The sequence below is a fragment of the Qipengyuania gelatinilytica genome (genome assembly GCF_019711315.1).
In the GTDB taxonomy this organism is placed as follows: Bacteria; Pseudomonadota; Alphaproteobacteria; order Sphingomonadales; family Sphingomonadaceae; genus Qipengyuania; species Qipengyuania gelatinilytica.
Genome location: NZ_CP081294.1, coordinates 318362 through 340079, shown reverse-complemented (window position 1 = coordinate 340079; position 21718 = coordinate 318362). Strand labels below are relative to the sequence as shown.

The following is a 21718-nucleotide window of genomic DNA, read 5'->3' as shown; positions in this document are numbered from 1 at the left end:
ACGGAATTCCCCAAGCAAAAGGGCCGGAAAGCACCAAGTCGCTTTCCGGCCCTTTTCGTATCGATGATCGCTGGATCAGGTCTGGCGACGCGCCATGAAAGCGAGGCGTTCGAACATCATCACGTCCTGCTCGTTCTTGAGCAATGCGCCGTGCAGCGGCGGGATCGCGCTGTTCGGATTGCTGTCCTGCAGGACTTCCAGCGGCATGTCCTCGTTGAGGAGCAGCTTGAGCCAGTCGAGAAGTTCGCTCGTGCTTGGCTTCTTCTTGAGGCCGGGCACGTCGCGCAGCTCGTAAAAGGTTTCCATCGCCTTGGTGACGAGGGTCTTCTGGATGCCCGGGTAGTGAACATCGATGATCTCGCGCATCGTGTCGCGATCGGGGAACTTGATGTAGTGGAAGAAACAGCGGCGCAGGAATGCGTCGGGCAGTTCCTTTTCATTGTTCGATGTGATCACGACGATCGGGCGCTCTTTCGCCTCGATGCGGGTGTGCGTCTCGTAGACGTCGAAGCTCATGCGATCGAGTTCCTGCAGGAGGTCGTTCGGAAACTCGATATCGGCCTTGTCGATCTCGTCGATCAGCAGGACCGGGAGCTGTTCGGAAGTGAAGGCTTCCCACAGCTTGCCCTTCTTGATGTAGTTCGAGATGTCATGGACGCGCTCGTCGCCGAGCTGGCCGTCGCGCAGGCGGGCCACCGCATCATATTCGTAGAGGCCCTGCTGCGCCTTGGTCGTCGACTTGACATTCCATTCGATCAGCGGGGCATCGAGTGCCTTGGAGATCTCATGCGCCAGCACGGTCTTGCCGGTGCCGGGCTCGCCCTTCACCAGCAGCGGGCGGCGCAAGAGCACTGCAGCGTTCACCGCGACCTTCAGGTCTTCGGTGGCGATATAGGATTGGGTGCCTTCGAAACGGGTCTGTTCGGCAGTAGTGTCGGACATCGGTTTTCCCTTGCAACTTGACGCAAGCGTTAGGGTGCGGGCACGCGAAGGGCAAGGGGGCGTTGTAACTCTGACAGCCGCCTTACCGAACGAGGGACCATGCCGACCGAAAACATCACCATCAGCACCGGCGCCGGACACGAACTGACCGGCTCGCTCGAACTTCCGACAGGTCTCGTGCGCGGCGCTGCGCTGTTCGCGCATTGCTTCACCTGTACGAAGAACAGCAAGGCGGCGGTTGCCGTGTCGCGGGCACTTGCGGCCGAAGGCATTGCGACCATGCGGTTCGACTTTACCGGCCTTGGTGGAAGCGGCGGAGATTTCGGGCGAGCCGGCTTTGCCGCCGATGTCTCGGACCTCGCTGCTGCCGCTGAGGACCTGATCCACCGCTTCGCGCAGCCGATCCTGCTGATCGGGCATAGCTTGGGCGGTGCTGCCGTCCTTGCCGCCGCGGATGACCTGGGATTCGACAGGATCGCAGCGATTGCGACCATCGGTACGCCCTCCGATGTGCCGCACGTGCTCGACAACATTGACGGCGATATCGAAACCATCCGCCAGCAGGGGGAGGGCGAGGTGCGCATCGGCGGCCGCCAATTCACGATTGGCCGCGAATTCATCGAAAAGGTCGAGAACACCGACCTGCTCGCCGAAGTAGGCCGTATCCGCAAGCCGCTCATGTTCCTTCACTCGCCGATCGACCAGATCGTCGGAATCGAGCACGCCAGCGCGCTGTTCCAGGCAGCGAAACACCCGAAAAGCTTCGTCAGCCTCGAAGGCGCCGATCACCTGCTGCTACGCGAGGAAGACGCACGGTTCGTCGCCAGCGTAATTGCAGGCTGGGCACACCGATACCTGCCGCTACGCGATGACTGGCCGATGCCCGAAGATGGCATTGTCGCCTGCACCGGGAACGGCAAGTTCGGAACCGAGGTCCATACCAAGAGCCACCGCTTCGTGGCCGACGAGCCCAAGAGCTATGGCGGAGATGACACGGGTCCGACGCCCTACGATCTGCTCAATGCAGCGCTAGGCACCTGCACGGCGATGACCATGAAGATGTATGCCGACCGCAAGAAATGGCCCCTCGAGGGTGTAAGCGTCGAGGTCACGCACGAGCGCGACCACAAGGACGAATGCGACCATGTGGAAGCGATGCAGCAAGGCAACCAGATGCAGGCGCTCAAGCGGGTGATCACGATCCGCGGCGACGATCTCGACGAGGATCAGCGCGCCCGGCTTATTGAAATCGCAGACAAATGCCCGGTGCACCGCACTCTGGAGGGTGAACTCCATGTGCACACCGCCCTCGGCGATGGCAGCGGCTAGTTCAGCAGGCTCATTGCGATAATCGCGAAGAAGAACGCCAGCATGAGGCCGGTCGCCCAGCGCCAAGGCGCTGACGCTTCGGACATTCCGCGCTCGTAGGTGAAGTGCCAGATCAGCCCGCTCGCGGCGAGGCAGATCGCAACCACGACCAGCGGCGGCAGGCCCAGAAAGCCATAGCCTATACCGAACAGCACCGGCTGCGCGATAACCTGCATGAGCAGGGCGCCGGCGAACCAGACGATCGGGATCGGGCGGTAATGCGTGTCCGAAACATACCAGTCGGGCAGGGCGGTGTCGGTGCGCGCGATCCTTCGGTCGCCTGCCATGACTTCGCCGTTGTCCTCGGGCGCACCTTCGGCATCGTCGGGCAAATCGCGCTCGTCAGGCATCGATCATGTCGCGGTCCATGTCGCCCGCATTGTTCTGGATGAAGTTGAAACGGTGTTCCGGATTGCGGCCCATCAGCTGGTCGACCAGTTCCTTCACCACCGCACGCTGCTCGAATTCCTGCGGCAGCGTGATGCGAACGAGGCTGCGGGTTTCCGGGTCCATCGTCGTCTCGCGGAGCTGCGCCGGGTTCATTTCGCCAAGGCCCTTGAAGCGACCCACGTCGACCTTCTTGCCTTTGAAGACAGTCTCTTCCAGTTCCTTGCGATGCTCGTCATCGCGGGCGTAGCGGCTCTCCTTGCCCGCGGTCAGGCGGTAGAGCGGGGGCTGGGCGAGGTAGAGATGCCCGCCGCGCACGATTTCTGGCATTTCCTGGAAGAAGAACGTCATCAGCAGCGTGGCGATATGCGCGCCGTCGACGTCTGCGTCGGTCATGATGATGATGCGGTCGTAACGAAGGTTTTCCGGATCGCATTCCTTGCGCGTTCCGCAGCCCATGGCGAGCGACAGATCGGCGATTTCGCTGTTGGCGCGGATCTTGTCGGCGGTGGCGGACGCGACGTTGAGGATCTTGCCGCGGATCGGCAGGATCGCCTGCGTCTTGCGGTTGCGCGCCTGCTTGGCGCTGCCGCCTGCCGAATCGCCTTCTACGATGAAGAGCTCGGTCTCGCCCTCGCCATCGCCCGAACAGTCGGTCAGCTTGCCGGGCAGGCGCAGCTTCTTGGCATTGGTCGCCGTCTTGCGCTTGATCTCGCGTTCCTGCTTGCGGCGCAGGCGCTCGTCCATCCGCTCCAAGACCTGGCCCAGCAGCGCCTTGCCGCGGTCCATGTTGTCGGAAAGGAAGTGGTCGAAGTGATCGCGCACCGCGTTCTCGACGAGGCGCGCGGCCTCGGGTGAGGTCAGGCGGTCCTTGGTCTGGCTCTGGAACTGCGGATCGCGGATGAAGACGCTGAGCATGACGTCGCCGCCGACCATAATGTCGTCGGCGGTCAGATCCTTGGCCTTCTTCGCACCTGTCAGTTCGCCGAAGGCACGCAGGCCTTTCGTGAGTGCGGCGCGCAGGCCCTGTTCGTGGGTGCCGCCATCGGGGGTAGGCACGGTGTTACAATACCAGCTGGTCGAACCGTCCGAATAGAGCGGCCAGGCGATCGCCCATTCGACGCTGCCCATTTCCTGCCCGGCGTCGTTGGCGGGAAATTCCTGCTTGCCGGCAAAGGGCTGCGCAGTGACGCATTCGCGGCCGTTCAACTGCTCGGCGAGGTGATCGGCAAGGCCGCCGGGGAATTTGAAGACAGCTTCTGCGGGCACGTCTTCCGACGCGAGACTTTCGGCGCATTTCCAGCGGATTTCCACGCCCGCGAACAGGTACGCCTTGGATCGAGCGAGTTTGAAGAGGCGCTTTGGATTAAACTTGCGATCGCCGAAAATCTCGGTGTCGGGCACGAAGGTGACGGTCGTGCCGCGCCGGTTGGGCGCTGCGCCGATTTCCTCGATCTTGCCGGTCGGCGCACCCTTGGAAAATTCCTGCGCATAGAGCGTCTTGTCGCGGGCTACCTCGACCCGCGTATAGTCCGACAGCGCGTTGACCACGCTGACGCCAACACCGTGAAGGCCACCGCTGGTGGCATAGGCCTTGCCCGAGAACTTGCCGCCCGAGTGCAGCGTGGTGAGGATTACCTCGAGCGTCGACTTGCCCGGATATTTCGGATGCTCAGCCACCGGCATCCCGCGACCGTTGTCGGCGATGGTGATCCGGTTGCCTTCTTCCAGCTTCACCTCGATCCGGCTCGCATGGCCGGCAACAGCCTCGTCCATCGAGTTGTCGAGGACTTCTGCGACGAGATGGTGCAGCGCGCGGTCATCGGTGCCGCCGATATACATGCCCGGGCGACGGCGCACGGGCTCGAGCCCCTCGAGGACCTCGATGGAAGAAGCGTCATAGTCGCCGGAAGAAGTCGGCGTGTTTTCGAACAGATCGTCGGACATGGGTTCAGGCTATATCGCCCACCCTGAAGGCTGCAAGAAGGCAGCCAAGGTTATCCGCCTGTCAAAAGCCGGTAGGAGCCGGGGAAACGATGGTCACATCGCCATTGCCGACCTTGCGGACTTCCATTGCCCGTTCCACCACGCCGTTGCGCTGGAAGCGGAAAGGACCGTCCATCCCGTCGAAGCCGCCTGCCTGGTAGAGCACGTTCACCGGGAATTCCCGGCCGACCCGCCAGTCGCGCGCCGCCCGCAGGGTCAGCAGGACGGCATCGTAGCCGAGCGTCGCGACACGGTAGGGCTGCGAACCGAACCGTTCTTCGTAGCTGGTGACGAAACCGCCATAGCGGCTGTCGATCACGGACGAAAAAATCGCACCGCGCAGGGCCGGGGAACGCAGCACATCGCTGTCTCCGCTCCAGCGCTCGGTACCGATGATTTGCAGGCCATCGGTCTTCACCGCAGCGGCGCCGCGGATCGAGTTGCTACCGCCATCGGCGATCAGGATGGAATCGAACCCGCCGCGCTGCTTCAGGCGTCCAGCCGCGCTCACGACCGAGGTGTTGGTGCGGGCATAGCGTTCACCCGTCACGTAGCGCCCGCCATATTCGGTCAACGCAGTCCGCAGTGCCGCCTCTGCCCGGTTGCCATAGTCACCGTCGGGAGCGAGGATGGCGAAGTCGCGCGCGCCCTTGGAACGGGCGTATTCGACGCTGCGCGCGATCGACTGTTCGGGGATGTGACCCATGACGAACACCCCGGGTCCGGCAATGCTCGTATCGTTCGAAAAACTGATGATGGGCACTGCCGAGCCTTCTGTCTCGGCACGGACCGAGGCGACATTGGTGCCGAGGAGGGGGCCGAGGATCAGGCGATTCCCATCCGCAAGAGCTTCACGCACCGCCGCCCGTGCGCCACCCGAGGTGTCGTAGGTGGTGATGCGGAGATTGTCGGCATTGGTGTCGAGGATCGCCATGGTTGTCGCATTGGCGATCGACTGGCCGACCTCGCCGTTCGAACCGGAAAGCGGGACGAGCAATGCGATGCGATGACGCTGTTCGTCGTCGGGGAGGGTGGTAGCGCTCGGTTCGGGCGTCGGTGTGCCGGTACCCGGCGTCTCGGCGGTCTTCGGAATGATCGAACAGCCCGACAGGAGAACGGCCCCTGCCGCCACCATCAGATTACGCCGGTTTACAAATGCGCGCTTCATCTTGCCGCGTCCCTCATTGGTAGTTCATGGAGGAAAGGTGAGCGACAACACACCTTCCGTTTCCGAGCGCCTTACACCCGGTCTTTATCTGGTTGCCACCCCTATCGGCAATCTGGGAGATATAACGCTTCGAGCTGTCGATATCCTGAAGCGCTGCGATGGTGTCGCTTGCGAGGATACGCGGGTGACGGGCAAGCTGATGAAACATCTCGGCATCTCCAAGCCCCTGTGGCGCTACGACGACCATAGCGAGCACCGGGACCGCGAAAGGCTCGTCGAGTCGATGCGCGAGCGGGCGGTTGCGCTTGTCACCGATGCCGGGACTCCGATGATTTCCGACCCGGGATACCGGCTTGTGAATGACTGCCGCCGCGAGGGAATTCCCGTGACCAGCCTTCCGGGAGCGTGCGCCGCAGTCGTTGGGCTGACGCTTTCGGGCCTGCCGAACGACCGCTTCCTTTTTGCCGGTTTCCTTCCAAGCAAGGAAAAGGCGCGAAAGGATACGCTCCAGGAGCTGGCCGCTATCGATGCGACGCTGGTGTTCTACGAAACCGGTCCGCGCCTGCTCAAATCGCTGGCTGCCCTGAAGGAGGTAATGCCCGAGCGGGAAATTGCCGTGGCGCGCGAGTTGACCAAGCTGCACGAGGAATGCCGCCGCGGGCTCGCTGACGGGCTGATGGCCTATTACGACGCCAATCCGCCGAAGGGCGAGATCGTGCTCCTCGTCGGGCCACCGGACGAAGAAGTGCCAAGCGATGCGGATGCCGACGCGATGCTTCGTGAAGCGCTCGAGACGATGAAGGCAAGCCAGGCGGCGGGGCATGTCGCCAAGGCAACCGGTCTCGACCGCAAGACGCTGTATGCGCGCGCAATGGAAATCCGGGCTGAATGAAGCGGCAGATCGCCGAACAGAGCGGCCGTGACGGCGAACGGCGCGCCGCCTTGTGGCTGCGTGCCAAGGGCTGGCAGATCCTCGACCATCGCGTGAAGACGCCCGCTGGAGAGATCGATCTTGTGGCCAAGCGCGGATCGCTGGTCGCCTTCGTCGAGGTGAAATGGCGCAAGCGCAAGGAAGAGCTCGATCACGCGATCGACCAGCACCGGCTTTCGCGGGTTGCGGCGGCAGCCGAAGCAGTGGCACATCGCTATGCTGCACAAGGCGAGGATTTCCGGATCGACGTGATCCTTCTTGCGCCCGGCGCGTTCCCTCGCCACATCGCCAACGCCTGGCAGCCATAAGGAATTCGCATGTCGCTCCGCGTCGCCGTACAGATGGACCCGCTCGAAAGCATCAATATCGCGGGCGACAGCAGCTTCGCGCTGATGCTGTCCGCACAGGAACGGGGCCACGAAGTCTGGCACTATGACGTCGAAAGCCTCGCCTGGGAGAGTGACGGATCTCCGATGGGCAAGATCACTGCCCATGCCGCACCCGTGACAGTGCAGCGCGTGGCAGGTGACCACTTCACCGCAGGCGAGCGACGCCGGATCGACCTTGCGCAGGATATCGACGTGGTCCTCATGCGGCAGGACCCACCCTTCCACCTCGGCTATATCAGTTCGGCGCTGCTGCTCGACCGGTTGAAGGGCACCACGCTGGTCATCAACGACCCGCGCGAGGTGGTGAACGCGCCGGAAAAGATGTTCGTGCTCGATTTTGCGCGTTTCATGCCGGCGACCATGATCGCGCGGCACCTAGACGACCTAAAGGCCTTCCAGCAGAAGCACGGCTCGGTGGTCATTAAGCCTCTCCACGGCAATGGCGGCAAGGCGATCTTCAGGCTGGACGAGAGCGGCACGAACCTGTCGGCGCTGAGCGAGGTTTTCGACCTGACCTGGCCCGAACCGCACATGATCCAGCCCTTCCTTCCCGAAGTGTCCGAAGGCGACAAGCGCATCGTCCTCGTCGATGGCGAATTCGCAGGCGCAATCAACCGCTTCCCGGGCGAAGGTGAGTTTCGTTCGAATCTTGCCCAGGGCGGCCATGCCGAAGCTACGGGCCTTACCGAGCGCGAGCAGGAGATCTGCGATGCGATGGGGCCGGAGCTCAAGCGGCGAGGCCTCGTTTTCGTCGGCATCGATGTCATCGGCGGCAAGTGGCTGACCGAAATCAACGTGACGTCGCCGACCGGGATCGTCGCGATCGACAAGTTCAACGGCACCGACACCCCGGGGCTGATCTGGGACGCGATCAAGCGCCGTCACGCGGCGATGTAATCAGTCGTCCCGTTCACGGGGATGCGCGCTGCGATAGGTGTCGAGCAGCGTCGCGGCGTCGACCTTCGTATATATCTGGGTAGAACCGAGGCTCGCATGGCCGAGCAATTCCTGCAGGCTGCGCAAGTCCACACCGGCACCAAGCAGGTGGGTGGCAAAGCTATGCCGCAAGGCGTGTGGCGTCGCAGTGTCGGGCAGGCCGAGCGCACGGCGTGCACGGGCGACGGCCTTTTGCACCACGCCTTGCGACAGGACGCCGCCTTTGACCCCGCGAAACAGCGGGTCGCCCTTGCCGAATGGCCATGGTGACTTGCGCACGTAATCGTCGATTGCTTCCCGGATGAGCGGGACGATCGGGACCACCCTTTGCTTGTTGCCTTTGCCGGTGACGGTGATCGTATCGCCCATCGGCAGGACCTCGCCAGTCAGCGACAGTGCTTCGGAAATGCGCATTCCCGCGCCATAGAGCAGGAGGAGAACCGCTCGGTCGCGCGCACCCGTCCAGTCCTCGGCAGACAGGGCCTCGACCGTCTCGGCCAGCCCCATGGCGTCATCGGGAGAGACAGGGCGTGGCAAGCCCTTCTTGAGCCTCGGCCCTCGCAGTCGCGGGGCATCGGTCACATCCATCCCGGCCTGCGCTCGGCAGTAGGACACGAAGCTCTTGAGCGCCGAAAGCTCGCGCGCGGCAGAGGCATTGGACAGTCCATCCGCGCGGCGCGCGGCCAGGTGAGTGCGCAACTTGCCTGCCGTCAGACCGGCGACCTGCTCGAAGCTTGAAAAATCGGTGCGCGTGAGAAGCCGTTCCGCCGCCTTGTGATAGGCGCGCACGGTATGCGGGGAACGGCGCAGTCCCAGCGCAAGATGGTCATGCCACGCCTTGAGGACATCCTGCCGGCTCAACTGCTCACCAGTTCTGCCGGGACCAGCTCGCCCAGAAGCGCATCGAGCAGCGGCATCCCTGCATCCGTGACGGCAAGATGGTCGCCTTTCCGAACGACGAGGCCAAGCCCGGAATAGAGATCGAGCTTGCCCTGATCGACCAATGCCGTTTCCGGAACCCCGAAGCGGTCGGACAGCGCGGCAAGGTCGACACCTTCGGAAAGGCGGAGGCCCATCAGCATGGCTTCGGAGGCCTGTTCACGCTGACCGAGCGAGCGCGCCTCTGCGATGCCGTGCTGCTCCCGCTCGACGGCCGCGAGGAAGTTTTCGGGCTTCTTGTGCCGCGTCGTTGCGACGCCGCCGCGCCGGCCATGCGCTCCCGGGCCGATGCCGTGATAATCCTGGTAACGCCAGTATGTGAGGTTGTGGCGGCTTTCCTCTCCCGGACGTGCGTGATTGCTGATCTCGTAAGCGGGCAGTCCGGCTGCTGCCGTCATGTCCCGTGTCAGCGCGAACAGGTCGGCCGCCGGATCGTCATCGAGCGGCGAGAACACTCCGCGCCTCACATCGGTGGCAAAGCGCGTCGTTGGCTCGATGGTCAGCTGGTACAGCGACAGGTGCGATGTGCCGAGCTTCAGCGCCTGCGACAGCTCTGCCTCCCACTCTTCGGGTTTCTGTCCGGGGCGGGCGTAGATCAGGTCTATGGATACGCGCCCGAAATGCTTCTGCGCGATCTGCAGTGCGTCGAGTGCTTCCTGCGCTCCATGCAGCCTGCCGAGGAATTTCAGGACGTCGTCGTGCACGCTCTGCACGCCAAGCGAGACACGGTTCACGCCGGCGCTGGCAAGGTCGGCAAAATTGGCGGCCTCGATCGAGGATGGATTGCCCTCCAGCGTGATCTCGATGGTATCGTCGAAACCCCAGAGCCTTTCTGCCTCGTCCAGCAGTGACGCCACGAGGGCAGGGGGCATGAGGGAGGGAGTTCCTCCACCAAAAAAGATACTTACGAGCGGCTCTTCACTTGTCTTCCGGGAATGCTCGTGACGCATATCTGCCAGCAGAGCCGCTTGCCACGCCGCCATATCGGTGCGTTCGCGGACATGGCTGTTGAAGTCGCAATAGGGGCACTTTGCGAGACAGAACGGCCAGTGGATGTAGAGCGAGCGCGCCAAGAATTGCCTTCAGGTCAGCGGTGAGGACAGGGCCTCTATAGCGGGGAGCCGGTGCGCGCCGCAATCAGGACGCGAATTGCTCCGCCACCAACTTTGCAAACGCATCGGCACGGTGGCTGATCGCGTGCTTTTCCTCCGGCGCGATTTCGGCAAAGGTCTGCTCGCGGCCTAGCGGGACGAAAACCGGATCGTAGCCGAAGCCCATCTCGCCGCGTGGCGGCCAGGTCAGCGTGCCGGGCGCAGTTCCTTCGTAAACGGCCTGCTCGCCATCCGGCCACGCGATCGCAAGCACGCAGTGGAAGGCGCAGGAACGATCGACGTCAGGGCCCTTCTCCTGAAGCATCCCCTCGACTTTACCCATAGCCATGTACCAGTCACGCCCCGGCTCGCCCTCGAAATGCTGACGCTCGGCCCAGTCGGCCGTGTAGACGCCGGGACGTCCATCGAGAGCATCGACCGAAAGGCCACTGTCGTCTGCCAGAGCGGGAAGCCCCGAGGCTTCCGCCGCAGCTCGCGCCTTGAGCAGAGCGTTCTGGACGAAGGTCGTCCCAGTTTCCGCCGGTTCGGGCAGGCCTAGCGAACCTGCGGAGATGCACTTCACCCCATGCGGAGCGAGGAGCGCGGAGATTTCCTTGAGCTTGCCCGCATTATGCGTGGCAATCACGAGGCTGCCCGAACCGATGCGACGTGTCATTTTGCCGTGGCCTCGCCCTGTGCCTTGAAGATGTCGGCACAGCCCATCTGGGCAAGGCGAAGGAGGCGGAGGAACGCTTCTTCGTCATAGGGCGCACCTTCGGCAGTTGCCTGCGCCTCGGCGATCTTGCCACCTTCGATCAGGACGAAATTGGCATCGGCATCGGCATTGCTGTCCTCGGGATAGTCGAGATCGAGCACCGGCGTGCCGTTGTAGATACCGCAAGAAATCGCGGCGACCTTTGCGGTGATCGGATCTTCGACGATGTCGCCCGACTTCATCAGCTCGTTCACGGCCAGTCGCAGGGCTACCCAAGCGCCGGAAATCGAGGCCGTGCGGGTGCCGCCATCTGCCTGGATGACGTCGCAATCGAGCGTGATCTGGCGCTCGCCCAGCTTCTTCATGTCCACCACGGCGCGCAAGCTACGGCCAATAAGGCGCTGGATTTCCTGCGTCCGTCCGCTCTGCTTGCCCTTGGCGGCTTCACGCTGGCCGCGGGTGTGCGTGGCGCGCGGGAGCATCGAATATTCGCCCGTGACCCAGCCTTCACCCTTGCCGCGAAGCCACGGCGGGATGCGTTCTTCGACCGATGCCGTGCACAGCACGCGGGTTTCGCCAAAGCTGATGAGGCAGCTGCCCTCGGCGTGTTTGGTGTATCCGGTCTCGATCGTAATGGCGCGCATTTCGTCGGGCGCGCGTCCTGAAGGTCGCATTTGTATCTCCAATGCAGTCGAATCTCTGGTGCGGGCTTTGGAGCAAGCCCCTTGAGGCCGCAAGGGGAGCAGCTAGATAGGGCACATGAACGCACCACCTCTCACCGATTTGTCCGACCGCGCCCGTGAGATCTTCCGTCTCGTGGTCGAAGGCTATCTGGAAAGCGGTTCTCCCGTCGGTTCGAAAGCGCTGGCGGGGGAGGGCGGTGTGAACCTCTCGCCTGCGTCGATCCGTTCTGTCCTGGCCGAGCTGGAGCAGCGCGGGCTCCTTGCAGCGCCGCATACAAGCGCCGGGCGAATGCCGACCGACAGCGGCTTGCGCCTGTTCGTGGATGCCATGATGCAGGTGGCGGAGCCTACGGCCGAGGAACGTGCGGCTATCGAACAACGGATCGCGCAGCCCGGGCCGATCGAACGGGCGCTGGAGCAGACAAGCGCACTGCTGTCGGACCTTTCGGGCGCAGCGGGTATGGTCATGGTGCCACGTCGCGAACCGCGCCTCTCGCAGGTTTCGCTCACCGCGCTCGACGCGAACCGCGTGCTGGCGGTACTCGTCGGAGAGGACGGCAATGTCGAGAACCGCATCCTGGCGCTGCCTGCGGAGGCACTGGGCACATCTCTCGAACAGGCCAGCAATTTCCTCACAGCCAAGGCGCAGGGACGCACGCTGGCCGAGGCCGCCAAGCTTATCGAACAGGAAATCGCCAGCGGACGCAGCGCTCTGGACGAAGCGAGCAGGGACCTCGTCGCGCGGGGCATTGCGACGTGGACCGAAGACGCATCGAGCCGCCCTGTCCTGATCGTGCGCGGGCAGGCCAACCTGCTCGACGAAAGCGCATTGTCCGATATCGAGCGCGTCCGCTCGCTTCTCGACGACCTCGAAAACAGGCAGTCGGTTTCGAGCCTCCTCGAATCCGCCCGCGAGGCGGAAGCCATGCGGATCTTCATCGGAAGCGAGAACCGGTTGTTCTCACTGTCCGGCTCTTCGGTGATTGCTTCGCCCTACCGTGACCGCGACGGAAAAGTGGTCGGTGTATTGGGTGTGATCGGCCCGACTCGGTTGAATTACGCTCGTGTTGTCCCCATGGTTGACTTCACGGCCCGATCATTGGGCAAGCGTATTGGATGACAGGGTTTCCAGGTGAACAACGAAAACACTAACGAACCGCAGGATAAAGCGGTCGACGAAGAAGTAGCGCGCGAGATGGAAGGCGTGCCCGAGCATTTGCGCGACGATGGCGGCGAAGATGAAGATACCGCTGCCGAGGCGCTGGACGAAGCTCTGGCAAGCCTTCGTGGCGACCTCGAGAATGCCAAGCAGGAAGTGCTCTACGCCCGCGCAGAAACGCAGAACGTGCGCCGCCGCATGGAAAAGGACGTGCAGGACGCGCGCAATTACGCCGCGACCGGTTTTGCCCGCGACATCCTGAGCGTTGCCGACAATCTTGCTCGCGCGCTCGACGCGATCCCGGCTGAACAACGCGAAGATGACAAGCTCAAGGGCTTCATCGCCGGTATCGAAGCCACGCAGCGAGAGCTGGAGAAGGTCTTCAACCAGAATGGCATCACGCGGATCGCCGCCAAGGGCATGCCGCTCGATCCCAACCAGCACCAGGCCATGATGGAAGTGCCCACCGACGAGGTCGAGCCGGGTACCATCGTGCAGGAAATGCAGGCCGGTTACATGATCAAGGATCGCCTGCTGCGCCCGGCCATGGTCGGGGTCGCGAAGAAGCCCGATTGATCCACGCTTTGGGAGAGAAGTGATGAGGACTGCCTTTTTCGGAGCGGCGGTCCTTGCCGCCTCTGCCTTTTCCATGCCGCTGGCCGCGCAGGAGACTGCAGACGAGCGGCTCGCCGAGCTGGCGGATGAGTACCAAGATTACCGCTTAGCCAGTTTCGGTTACGTGGAGAGCGAGAGCGGGGCCTCGCGGCAGGGCGATGCGCTGTGGTCGGTCACCCCGGAAGCCTGGCGCACCCGCGCTGCGCAATACCGGCAGTTCCTCGCGCGCCTCGACGCGCTCGAAGGCGAAGGCTTCAGCAGCGATGCGAAGACCGATGCTCTGGTCCTGCGGACGCTGCTCGAAACCGAGATCGGCGACGCGCAGTTCTCCGAGTGGGAAATGCCGTTCAACAGCGACAGCAATTTCTGGTCTTATCTCGCGCCCGGCGGGGGCTTCGGTTCGGTCGAGGACTATGAAGCCTATATCGGCCGGCTGAACGATCTGCCCCGATATTTCGCCGAGCACACTGCCAATGCGCGCGCCGGTCTGGAACGCGGGTTCTCGGTACCGCGTGTATCGCTCGAAGGACGTGACGTTTCGATTGCGGCCTATGTGGTCGAGGATCCTGAAGACAGTCCCTTCTGGCGGCCGTTTGCCGCTATGCCCTCGAGCTTTTTCGAGCAGGATCGCGAGCGTCTGCTGGCAGCGGGCCGGGCGGCTATCCGCGAAAGCGTGACACCTGCCTACGCCGACTGGCTGAACTTCTTCCGTGACGAATATCTCGCAAACACTCGCACCAGCCTCGGCGCGAGCGAGTTTCCCGATGGCGAGGCCTATTACGCGCAGCAGATCCGCGAATACACGACCCTCGACCTGAGCGCCGAGGAAATCCATCAGATCGGGCTGTCGGAAGTCGCGCGCATCACCGCGGCAATGGAAGTTGCCAAGGCCGATGCTGGTTTTGAGGGCACTCTTCAGGAGTTCATCACCTTCTTACGCACCGATCCGCAATTCGTTGCAGATACGCCGGATGAACTGATGGGCGTCGCCGCCTACACGGCCAAGCGCGTCGACGACAAGCTGGGCGAATATTTCGGCTTCCTCCCCCGGTATCGGCACGGCCTGCGACCGGTCGATCCGGCGATTGCTCCGTTCTACACGGCGGGCAGGGGCGGTCTGGAATTCTGCCAGATCAACACGCACGACCTGCCTTCGCGTCCGGTCTACAACATCCCCGCGCTCACCATGCACGAATGCGCGCCGGGCCATTCCTTCCAGGCAGCGATTGCACTCGAACGCGAGGATGCGCCGCGCTTCCGTCGGCAAACCTATTTCTCGGGCTTCGGCGAGGGCTGGGGTCTCTACACAGAGTATCTCGGCAACGAGATGGGCATCTATCGCACGCCTTATGAACGCTTCGGCCAGCTGTCCTACGAGATGTGGCGCGCTGCTCGGCTCGTGATCGATACCGGTATCCACCATTATGGCTGGAGCCGCGAGCAGGCGATCGATTATCTCTCCAGCCATACGGCTCTGTCGGACCGCGAAGTGGAAACGGAGATCGACCGCTATATCAGCTGGCCCGGTCAGGCGCTTGCCTACAAGCTCGGCGAAATGCGGATGCGGGCAGTGCGGGAGAAGGCGGAAGAAGCGCTGGGCGAAGACTTCGACATCCGCAAGTTCCACGATGTCGTCCTGTCGCTAGGTTCCGTGCCACTTCCTGCGCTCGAAGCGCGCATCGACCGGTTCATTGCCGAAGGCGGCGAGGGACTCCCGGGTGTGACATACGACTAGGCAGGCGTTGCCCCCGCAAACCTGACGAGCAGATCATATGCTTTGACATCTGCGGCGCCAGCCAGCTTGACGCCGTTCCGCAGCCAGAAGGCGTGCTTCACGATCTCCGCCTGTTGCTCGATCCCATAGCGTTCGAGCGGCCAGCCGGGCTTGAGGCTGTAGTCATACCGCGCCCATGGCATGCGGTGCGTCACGAGATACAAGCTGCCCCGCGTCTGGGTCTGCCAGACGTGGACGAGCTCGTGGATCAGCAGGCCCTGGCGGATGACGCTCTCTTTCGAGAAATCTTCGCAGTAGTTGGTCGACTTCGGGTGAAAATGCAGGTGACCGCGCGGGGCCATCGTTACCCGGGTCGGTTGGAACGGAAACCACTTGCGGCGCCTGATCGTGACCAGGCTGTAATCGATAGCGTCCCCGAAAACGGTCCGGGCTAGAGCAATTTCACCCGGGGTCAGGGGCCTTTGCCCGCCCACCGGACACGCCGGCGGGACAGGCTCGTCATGGCTTTCGACCCCGAGTGTATCGCGTGGTTCGATCAGCGATCATCCCCGGCGGCCTGTGCGGTCGCTTCGAACGAATGGCGGCGGCTTCCCGCGGCGATCAGGGTTACGGTCGTCGTGTCGCCTTCACCGAAGCCTTCTTCGAGATCGAATGCCATCACGTGCTTTCCGCCCGGCTCGAAGGCAACCGTGCTGCCCCTTTCCACCATCACCGGCGGCGCTTCGCCCATGACCATTTCGAAGTCCCATTCCATCATGTCGTGGATTTCGGCGTTACCGGCCTTTTCCACCTCGGCGTTGCGGAATGCGATGTTGCGGTCGCCATTGTTCTTCAGCGTGAAGTAGATCGCTGCCGGATTGCCCGCGACTGGCGGAAGCACGAGGCGCGCGTCGGTAACCTCGATCCCTTCGATCACGTCGGCCTGCTCTGCCGGCGCTGCTTCTTCCTGCTGTCCGCCGCAGGATGCCAGCCCGAGCGATGCTCCGGCAAGCAGGATCGCGGCGTAAAACGGCTTCTTCATCTAGAAATTCCCCCTCGTGTGTCAGGGTGCAAAAACTAGCGACGTGCATCCCTTGTGCCAAGGAAAACCGCACCTATATCGCCGGGGTAATACACCGTTTTTTTCGAGCTGCCGACCGGTTTCGCCTTGGATGGGAAATCAACTGAGCGGCGTCCAACGATTTGAAACAGATGGGGAAACCATGAGCAAAGTAATCGGTATCGACCTCGGCACCACCAACAGCTGCGTCGCCGTGATGGACGGCGGCAAGCCCAAGGTCATCGAAAATTCCGAAGGCGCGCGCACGACGCCCTCGATCGTTGCCTTCACCAAGGATAACGAGCGCCTTATCGGCCAGCCGGCCAAGCGTCAGGCAGTCACCAATCCCGACAACACGCTGTTCGCGATCAAGCGCCTCATTGGCCGCCGTTTCGACGATCCGATGACCAAGAAGGACATGGATCTCGTCCCCTATGACATCGTCAAGGGCAAGAATGGCGACGCATGGGTCGAAGCTGGTGGCGAAGAATACAGCCCGTCGCAGATCTCGGCCTTCATTCTCCAGAAGATGAAGGAAACCGCAGAAAGCTATCTCGGCGAAGACGTGAAGCAGGCGGTCATCACCGTTCCGGCTTACTTCAACGACGCCCAGCGCCAGGCGACCAAGGACGCCGGCCAGATCGCCGGTCTCGAAGTCCTGCGCATCATCAACGAGCCGACTGCGGCTGCGCTCGCCTATGGCCTCGACAAGGAAGACGGCAAGACCATCGCCGTTTACGACCTTGGCGGCGGTACCTTCGATATTTCGATCCTGGAAATCGGCGATGGCGTCTTCGAAGTGAAGTCGACCAATGGCGATACCTTCCTGGGCGGTGAAGACTTCGACAGCGCAATCGTCGAATGGCTCGCTGCGCAGTTCCAGAAGAAGGAAAACATGGACCTTAAGAGCGACAAGCTCGCTCTGCAGCGCCTCAAGGAAGCAGCCGAAAAGGCCAAGATCGAATTGAGCTCGGCGCAGACCACGGAAGTGAACCTGCCCTTCATCACCGCACGCATGGAAGGTGGTTCGTCCACCCCGCTGCATCTTGTCGAAACGATCAGCCGCGCAGACCTCGAAAAGATGGTTGGCGACCTGATCAAGCGCACGCTCGAGCCCTGCAAGAAGGCACTGGCCGACGCAGGCGTTTCGAAGGACGAGATCGACGAAGTGATCATGGTCGGCGGTATGACCCGCATGCCCAAGGTCCGCGAAACCGTGGAAGCTTTCTTCGGTTCGAAGCCGCACACCGGCGTTAACCCCGATGAAGTCGTGGCCATGGGTGCTGCCATCCAGGCCGGCGTCCTTCAGGGCGACGTCAAGGACGTGCTGCTGCTCGACGTGACCCCGCTTTCGCTGGGTATCGAAACGCTCGGCGGCATCATGACCAAGATGATCGATCGTAACACCACGATCCCGACCAAGAAGAGCCAGACCTACTCGACTGCCGAGGACAACCAGCAGGCGGTGACGATCCGCGTGTTCCAGGGCGAGCGCGAGATGGCTCAGGACAACAAGCTGCTCGGCCAGTTCGACCTGGTCGGTATCCCGCCAGCGCCGCGCGGCGTGCCGCAGATCGAAGTCACTTTCGACATCGACGCCAACGGCATCGTCAACGTGTCGGCAAAGGACAAGGGCACCGGTAAGGAGCAGCAGATCCGCATCCAGGCATCGGGTGGTTTGTCGGACGCCGACATCGACCAGATGGTGCAGGACGCGGAGAAGTTTGCCGACGAGGACAAGAAGCGCCGCGAAGGTGCCGAGGCCCGCAACCAGGCCGACAGCCTCGTCCACGCGACCGAAAAGCAGCTTGAAGAGCATGGCGACAAGATCGACGCTTCGTTGAAGAGCGAAGTCGAAGAGAAGGTCGCAGCGCTCAAGACCGCGCTGGAAGGCGATGATGCAGCAGACATCAACGCCAAGGCCCAGGAATTGTCGCAGAGCGCGATGAAGATGGGCCAGTCGATTTACGAGCAGGAGCAGGCGAATGCCGCTTCGGATGCTCCGGAAGGCGGCGACGCCGGTTCGGACAGCTCGTCGGATGAAGAGGTGGTCGACGCCGAATTCTCCGAAGTCGACGAAGACGCGAAGAACTGAGACGCCTGATGAAAACCATGCCCCCACCGGTGCAAATCCGCGCCGGTGGGGGTTAGGTTTTGGGCGGGGGACAGCATGTCAGCTACCGAAGTCGATTTTTACGAACTGCTTGGCGTGAGCCGCGATGCCGATGGGACGACGATCAAGAGTGCCTATCGCAAGCTCGCGATGAAGCATCATCCGGACAAGAACCCGGGCTGCACCGAGAGCGAGGCCAGGTTCAAGGCGATCAGTGTCGCCTATGACTGTCTGAAGGACCCGCAGAAGCGGGCGGCCTACGACCAGTATGGCCATGCGGCATTCCAGAATGGCGCTGGCGGGTCGCACGGCAATGCGGATTTCGGCGATATCGGAGATATCTTCGAGACCATTTTCGGTTCGGCCTTTGGCGGCGGCGGGCGCGCGCGTCCACGTCGCGGGGCCGACCTTCGCTATGACTTGGAAATCGGGCTGGAAGAGGCCTTCCACGGCAAGGCGACTGATATCGAGATCGAGGTCAGCAAGGCCTGCGATACCTGCCATGGTTCGGGCGCCACGCCCGGCACGCATGCGCGCACCTGCAACCTGTGTGGCGGACAGGGCAATGTCCGCGCGAAGCAGGGTTTCTTTGTGGTCGAACGGCCATGCCCGAACTGTCACGGGGCCGGCGAGATCATCACCAGCCCGTGCCGCGACTGCCGCGGGGAAGGGCGTGTCGATGTCCCGCAGAAGCTCGAAGTCGATATCCCGCCCGGTGTCGACACCGGCACGCGAATTCGCTTGTCGGGCAAGGGCGAGGCGGGACCGCGCGGCGCGCCTGCGGGCGATCTCTACATCTTCGTCCATGTTAAGCCGCACGAGATCTTCCAGCGCGAGGGCACGACGCTCGCCACGCGCGTCCCGATCAGCTTTACCAAGGCAGCGCTTGGCGGATCGATCGAGATCCCGGGCATCGATGGCGAGGAACTGACGCTCGAAATTCCGGCCGGCATCCAGTCGGGCAAGCAGCTGCGCCAACGCGGAGCGGGCATGCCCGTGCTCCAAGGCCGCGGCCGCGGGGACATGGTGGTCGAGATTTCGGTCGAGACGCCGACCAAGCTCAGCAAGGAACAGCGTGCGCTGCTCGAGCAGTTCCGCGAGACCGAAACCGGTGACGAGTGCCCCGAAAGCCGAGGTTTTTTCGACAAGATCAAGGGTGCGCTGGGGGGCTGACCCTCACCGCATCCTATCGAGGACCTCTGCCCGGATACCTTCGATAAGACCCTTGTCGCAGCGACCGGCGTCGACTTCCTCGTCGAGTATGGCGAGGAAGGCCGAACGCTTGAAGTTGCGACAGGCCTCATCGCCCAGCGGCTCCTCGGTGGTCGAGCAGACAAGGTCGATCATGCGTTCTGCGCCGTGCAGGCGGCCCCAGAGGTAATCGTTCTCGCGATAGGAACGGCTGAAGAACGCCCCGAAATTGTAAAATTCAACCCCGCGCAAGGTAGCCTGTGAGCCGCCTTCGCGGATGCTGCGCGCGTCGTCCGGACTGATCCGGTCGACCTTGACCGGGTCGAACTCGGTCAGGCCTTCGTTGCGAAGCAGTGGCAGGGTGGCGACATCGTAGAACGGGAAACCGAGATAGGCGAACAACATCCGCCGCTTCAGATTGGCGGGCATGGCGGCCAGCAACTCGGCGAGCATTTCCTCCGTACGATCGTCGGCATCGGGCAGCAGGCGCTTGGCTTCGATATGGTCGAGTAGGCTTCCCGGATCGGCAAGGACACTTTCGGCCTTCCCTGCGAAGTCGTCACCAAGCGAGGCAAGGCTTTCCTTCTCGAAATACAGCGCGAGGATCTTGTAGACCGCGTCCCGACCCGTTTCGAGCGCAGCGTCCGAAATGTCCGGGTCTGCCTCCCAGTCGCGGGCTAACCGCCGCGCGAGCAGGCGCAGCCGGCGGATCCGGAAACCGATGTCGTGTTCCCTGAAGAACCGGATCGCATCGGGCGTCGCCCCGGCGTTCTCGTGGCTGATCGGATCGATCCCGCGCCGGCGGAGCTCTTCGCGCAGCACCTCTTCGATAGGGGCCGGAGAGGCGAGGTGAAGTGACGGCGCGGCATCCCAGGCGAGCTTCGCGATGCGCGCGACGATGCCGCTGAGCTTCGCCTGGGCGTAGGAGTGGAATGCGTATCCTGCCTGCTCGGCGGCTGCCTGCTGCGCTTTCTGGCGCCAGGCCTTGAGCCGTTTCGGTGTCGGGCTGTCGAGAAAGAGGGTGAAGCCGAAAAGCTTTTCGACCGCACGTTCCACCTCTGGTCGTAGCGCTGCAACGATACGCGAAAGCCGCTCTGCCTCGCGGCTCTGCTCTTCGAGCTGTTCGAGGTTGTCGCGAATGGGTTGTTCGCGGGGGATCGCCGAAAGCGAACCGAAGATAGCGGAAAAGAAGCCGACGTCGCGCCTCCCGCGCGCCTCCCATTCACCGAAGCGGTCGGGGCGGGGATCGACATAGACGAAGCGTCGGTCGACCTCGCGCTGGGCAGGCCTTCCGCGCAGCGCCGCCATCGCACCGGAAAAAGGCTTGTTGACCAGCACCGAACCGTCGATCAGCGAGACGCTGTCGACACTGTCGCGCATGACGTGGACCGGCATGATGCGGTCGAGGAATTCCTCCCGCGACGCCCAGCCTTGCCCGGTCTCTTGCGCGAGGCGGTCGATTTCCTCGACCTTCAGCGGGGGGAAAGCCCCGGGGAAGCTCGCAGTGGCTCGGGCGGCGAAGACGAGTTCCATCGGGTCTGAAAGGTTCTGTCCGCCAGTCTCGGGCGTCTTTCGCCGGATAGCGATGGGCATGCGATGTTCGCTGTCCTCGACGACCGGGGGACTGTGAAGATGCAGCAGCTCCAAATAGCCGTGGAAGTCGGTTGCGGTGACATACAGGTCGAGCGGATGGTGCGGCGGCAGCAGCGGTGCCTCGGGCGTGGTCTCGGACATCGCCGCAAAGGCTCGGTGCAAGAGCTTGGAAAAACCCAGACCGGAGAAGGGCGGTTCGAACCAGCGTCCGCGAATGAGGTGGGAAACTTTGCGGCGGACCTCATCGCGGGTTTCCGGTGCGACCTGTTCCGAAAGCTCGTTCCCCGGTCGGCTCAAGAGCCAGCTCGCCAGCGGTTGCGCCCAGATCTTCCCGCCTGACCAGCGAAGTTTGGCATCGGGATCGGTGAGTTCGTCGACATCGGCGACTTCGAGCCACAGCTCGGTCAGCGGTTCCAGGCTCTGTCCCGAATAGATGGCCTGTGCGAGGAATACCGCGTTGATGCCGCCTGCGCTTGCACCGCTGGCGATGTCCGGGAGGACGCGCAGTCGAAGGCCCTGTTCTGTTTCGATATGTTCCAGAAGCTCGCGGTAGACGTCGTGGACGCCGCCGCGCGGGCCGGCACCCGAATGGTAATCCCGGCTTGCACGGGCAAGTTGCCACAGTTCCCTCGTGACCCCGTGCATATAGACTGCCAGGCTGACCCCGCCGTAGCAGATGAGCGCGATCCTGAGTTCCTTTTGCCGCATCGCCGCGGTTCTGCACAGACGCGCAGACAA

General features: G+C 62.8%; 20 protein-coding genes. 9 read left to right on the top strand and 11 right to left on the bottom strand.

Annotation, left to right across the window (positions count from 1 at the left end):
* Positions 1–75 precede the first annotated feature (75 nt).
* Positions 76–942 (bottom strand): AAA family ATPase, encoded by an 867-nt coding sequence (locus K3136_RS01680; protein WP_221431204.1) that lies wholly within the window; start codon positions 940–942, stop codon positions 76–78.
* Between the two features lie 99 nt (positions 943–1041).
* Between K3136_RS01680 and K3136_RS01675 the strand changes: the two genes are divergently transcribed.
* Positions 1042–2271 (top strand): bifunctional alpha/beta hydrolase/OsmC family protein, encoded by a 1230-nt coding sequence (locus K3136_RS01675; protein WP_221431203.1) that lies wholly within the window; start codon positions 1042–1044, stop codon positions 2269–2271.
* Here the strand turns inward: K3136_RS01675 and K3136_RS01670 are convergent.
* From K3136_RS01670 to K3136_RS01660, 3 genes are all read right to left on the bottom strand, one after another.
* A complete protein-coding gene (locus K3136_RS01670; RefSeq protein WP_221431202.1) occupies positions 2268–2660 on the bottom strand; it encodes a hypothetical protein in 393 nt (130 codons plus the stop codon). The two genes, K3136_RS01675 and K3136_RS01670, sit on opposite strands and share 4 nt — an antisense overlap.
* Positions 2653–4644 carry a DNA topoisomerase IV subunit B gene (parE, locus tag K3136_RS01665; protein ID WP_221431201.1) on the bottom strand — a complete coding sequence of 664 codons (1992 nt, stop codon included), beginning with the start codon at positions 4642–4644 and terminating at the stop codon, positions 2653–2655. The genes K3136_RS01670 and parE overlap by 8 nt, the downstream gene beginning before the upstream one ends.
* Before the next feature lie 61 nt (positions 4645–4705).
* Complete coding sequence (locus K3136_RS01660) at positions 4706–5851, bottom strand: penicillin-binding protein activator (RefSeq protein WP_221431200.1); 1146 nt, start codon at positions 5849–5851, stop codon at positions 4706–4708.
* A 37-nt stretch (positions 5852–5888) separates the two neighbouring features.
* Between K3136_RS01660 and rsmI the strand changes: the two genes are divergently transcribed.
* Genes rsmI through gshB form a run of 3 tightly spaced genes read left to right on the top strand, consistent with a single transcriptional unit; the run spans position 5889 to position 8068 of the window.
* A complete protein-coding gene (gene rsmI / locus K3136_RS01655) occupies positions 5889–6743 on the top strand; it encodes a 16S rRNA (cytidine(1402)-2'-O)-methyltransferase (RefSeq protein ID WP_247711397.1) in 855 nt (284 codons plus the stop codon).
* Complete coding sequence (locus tag K3136_RS01650) at positions 6740–7090, top strand: YraN family protein (RefSeq protein ID WP_221431198.1); 351 nt, start codon at positions 6740–6742, stop codon at positions 7088–7090. The genes rsmI and K3136_RS01650 overlap by 4 nt, the downstream gene beginning before the upstream one ends.
* A 9-nt stretch (positions 7091–7099) precedes the next feature.
* Positions 7100–8068: a glutathione synthase gene (gene gshB, locus K3136_RS01645; RefSeq protein WP_221431197.1), complete on the top strand. Its 969-nt coding sequence runs from the start codon at positions 7100–7102 to the stop codon at positions 8066–8068.
* Here the strand turns inward: gshB and K3136_RS01640 are convergent, their stop codons facing one another.
* The 4 genes from K3136_RS01640 to rph form a co-directional block, all read right to left on the bottom strand.
* Positions 8069–8968 carry a tyrosine recombinase XerC gene (locus tag K3136_RS01640; RefSeq protein ID WP_221431196.1) on the bottom strand — a complete coding sequence of 300 codons (900 nt, stop codon included), beginning with the start codon at positions 8966–8968 and terminating at the stop codon, positions 8069–8071.
* Positions 8965–10119 (bottom strand): radical SAM family heme chaperone HemW, encoded by a 1155-nt coding sequence (gene hemW, locus K3136_RS01635; protein WP_221431195.1) that lies wholly within the window; start codon positions 10117–10119, stop codon positions 8965–8967. The genes K3136_RS01640 and hemW overlap by 4 nt, the downstream gene beginning before the upstream one ends.
* Before the next feature lie 64 nt (positions 10120–10183).
* Positions 10184–10813, bottom strand: a complete 630-nt coding sequence (gene rdgB, locus K3136_RS01630; protein ID WP_221431194.1) for an RdgB/HAM1 family non-canonical purine NTP pyrophosphatase — start codon at positions 10811–10813, stop codon at positions 10184–10186.
* Positions 10810–11526 carry a ribonuclease PH gene (gene rph, locus K3136_RS01625; RefSeq protein ID WP_221431193.1) on the bottom strand — a complete coding sequence of 239 codons (717 nt, stop codon included), beginning with the start codon at positions 11524–11526 and terminating at the stop codon, positions 10810–10812. The genes rdgB and rph overlap by 4 nt, the downstream gene beginning before the upstream one ends.
* Positions 11527–11611: 85 nt before the next feature.
* On the opposite strand from rph, the gene hrcA reads away from it, so the two are divergent.
* From hrcA to K3136_RS01610, 3 genes are read left to right on the top strand one after another with little or no spacing between them, the layout of a single operon-like run.
* Positions 11612–12655: a heat-inducible transcriptional repressor HrcA gene (gene hrcA / locus K3136_RS01620; protein WP_221431192.1), complete on the top strand. Its 1044-nt coding sequence runs from the start codon at positions 11612–11614 to the stop codon at positions 12653–12655.
* A 12-nt stretch (positions 12656–12667) separates the two neighbouring features.
* Entirely contained in the window at positions 12668–13270 is a 603-nt protein-coding gene (gene grpE / locus K3136_RS01615) for a nucleotide exchange factor GrpE (RefSeq protein WP_221431191.1), read from the top strand.
* A gap of 22 nt (positions 13271–13292) precedes the next feature.
* Complete coding sequence (locus K3136_RS01610; RefSeq protein ID WP_221431190.1) at positions 13293–15044, top strand: DUF885 domain-containing protein; 1752 nt, start codon at positions 13293–13295, stop codon at positions 15042–15044.
* On the opposite strand, the gene K3136_RS01605 is transcribed toward K3136_RS01610, so the two are convergent.
* Together K3136_RS01605 and K3136_RS01600 are read right to left on the bottom strand one after the other, a co-directional pair.
* Positions 15041–15517 (bottom strand): vgr related protein, encoded by a 477-nt coding sequence (locus tag K3136_RS01605; RefSeq protein WP_221431189.1) that lies wholly within the window; start codon positions 15515–15517, stop codon positions 15041–15043. The two genes, K3136_RS01610 and K3136_RS01605, sit on opposite strands and share 4 nt — an antisense overlap.
* Positions 15518–15579: 62 nt before the next feature.
* Complete coding sequence (locus tag K3136_RS01600) at positions 15580–16065, bottom strand: copper chaperone PCu(A)C (RefSeq protein WP_221431188.1); 486 nt, start codon at positions 16063–16065, stop codon at positions 15580–15582.
* 181 nt (positions 16066–16246) lie between these two features.
* On the opposite strand from K3136_RS01600, the gene dnaK reads away from it, so the two are divergent.
* Complete coding sequence (gene dnaK, locus K3136_RS01595; RefSeq protein ID WP_221431187.1) at positions 16247–18178, top strand: molecular chaperone DnaK; 1932 nt, start codon at positions 16247–16249, stop codon at positions 18176–18178.
* 75 nt (positions 18179–18253) lie between these two features.
* Complete coding sequence (gene dnaJ / locus K3136_RS01590) at positions 18254–19369, top strand: molecular chaperone DnaJ (RefSeq protein ID WP_221431186.1); 1116 nt, start codon at positions 18254–18256, stop codon at positions 19367–19369.
* Between the two features lie 3 nt (positions 19370–19372).
* Here the strand turns inward: dnaJ and K3136_RS01585 are convergent, their stop codons facing one another.
* Positions 19373–21688: a patatin-like protein gene (locus tag K3136_RS01585; RefSeq protein ID WP_221431185.1), complete on the bottom strand. Its 2316-nt coding sequence runs from the start codon at positions 21686–21688 to the stop codon at positions 19373–19375.
* Positions 21689–21718: the final 30 nt, after the last annotated feature.

Excerpts from the sequence above, each read along its gene's own strand:
- parE (WP_221431201.1), bottom strand. The coding sequence starts at position 4,644 with ATGTCCGACGATCTGTTCGAAAACACGCCGACTTCTTCCGGCGACTAT.
- K3136_RS01660 (WP_221431200.1), bottom strand. The coding sequence starts at position 5,851 with ATGAAGCGCGCATTTGTAAACCGGCGTAATCTGATGGTGGCGGCAGGG.
- dnaK (WP_221431187.1), top strand. The coding sequence starts at position 16,247 with ATGAGCAAAGTAATCGGTATCGACCTCGGCACCACCAACAGCTGCGTC.
- K3136_RS01610 (WP_221431190.1), top strand. The coding sequence starts at position 13,293 with ATGAGGACTGCCTTTTTCGGAGCGGCGGTCCTTGCCGCCTCTGCCTTT.
- K3136_RS01670 (WP_221431202.1), bottom strand. The coding sequence starts at position 2,660 with ATGCCTGACGAGCGCGATTTGCCCGACGATGCCGAAGGTGCGCCCGAG.
- K3136_RS01585 (WP_221431185.1), bottom strand. The coding sequence starts at position 21,688 with ATGCGGCAAAAGGAACTCAGGATCGCGCTCATCTGCTACGGCGGGGTC.
- gshB (WP_221431197.1), top strand. The coding sequence starts at position 7,100 with ATGTCGCTCCGCGTCGCCGTACAGATGGACCCGCTCGAAAGCATCAAT.
- hrcA (WP_221431192.1), top strand. The coding sequence starts at position 11,612 with ATGAACGCACCACCTCTCACCGATTTGTCCGACCGCGCCCGTGAGATC.
- K3136_RS01650 (WP_221431198.1), top strand. The coding sequence starts at position 6,740 with ATGAAGCGGCAGATCGCCGAACAGAGCGGCCGTGACGGCGAACGGCGC.
- K3136_RS01675 (WP_221431203.1), top strand. The coding sequence starts at position 1,042 with ATGCCGACCGAAAACATCACCATCAGCACCGGCGCCGGACACGAACTG.
- K3136_RS01680 (WP_221431204.1), bottom strand. The coding sequence starts at position 942 with ATGTCCGACACTACTGCCGAACAGACCCGTTTCGAAGGCACCCAATCC.
- rdgB (WP_221431194.1), bottom strand. The coding sequence starts at position 10,813 with ATGACACGTCGCATCGGTTCGGGCAGCCTCGTGATTGCCACGCATAAT.
- rph (WP_221431193.1), bottom strand. The coding sequence starts at position 11,526 with ATGCGACCTTCAGGACGCGCGCCCGACGAAATGCGCGCCATTACGATC.
- K3136_RS01600 (WP_221431188.1), bottom strand. The coding sequence starts at position 16,065 with ATGAAGAAGCCGTTTTACGCCGCGATCCTGCTTGCCGGAGCATCGCTC.
- dnaJ (WP_221431186.1), top strand. The coding sequence starts at position 18,254 with ATGTCAGCTACCGAAGTCGATTTTTACGAACTGCTTGGCGTGAGCCGC.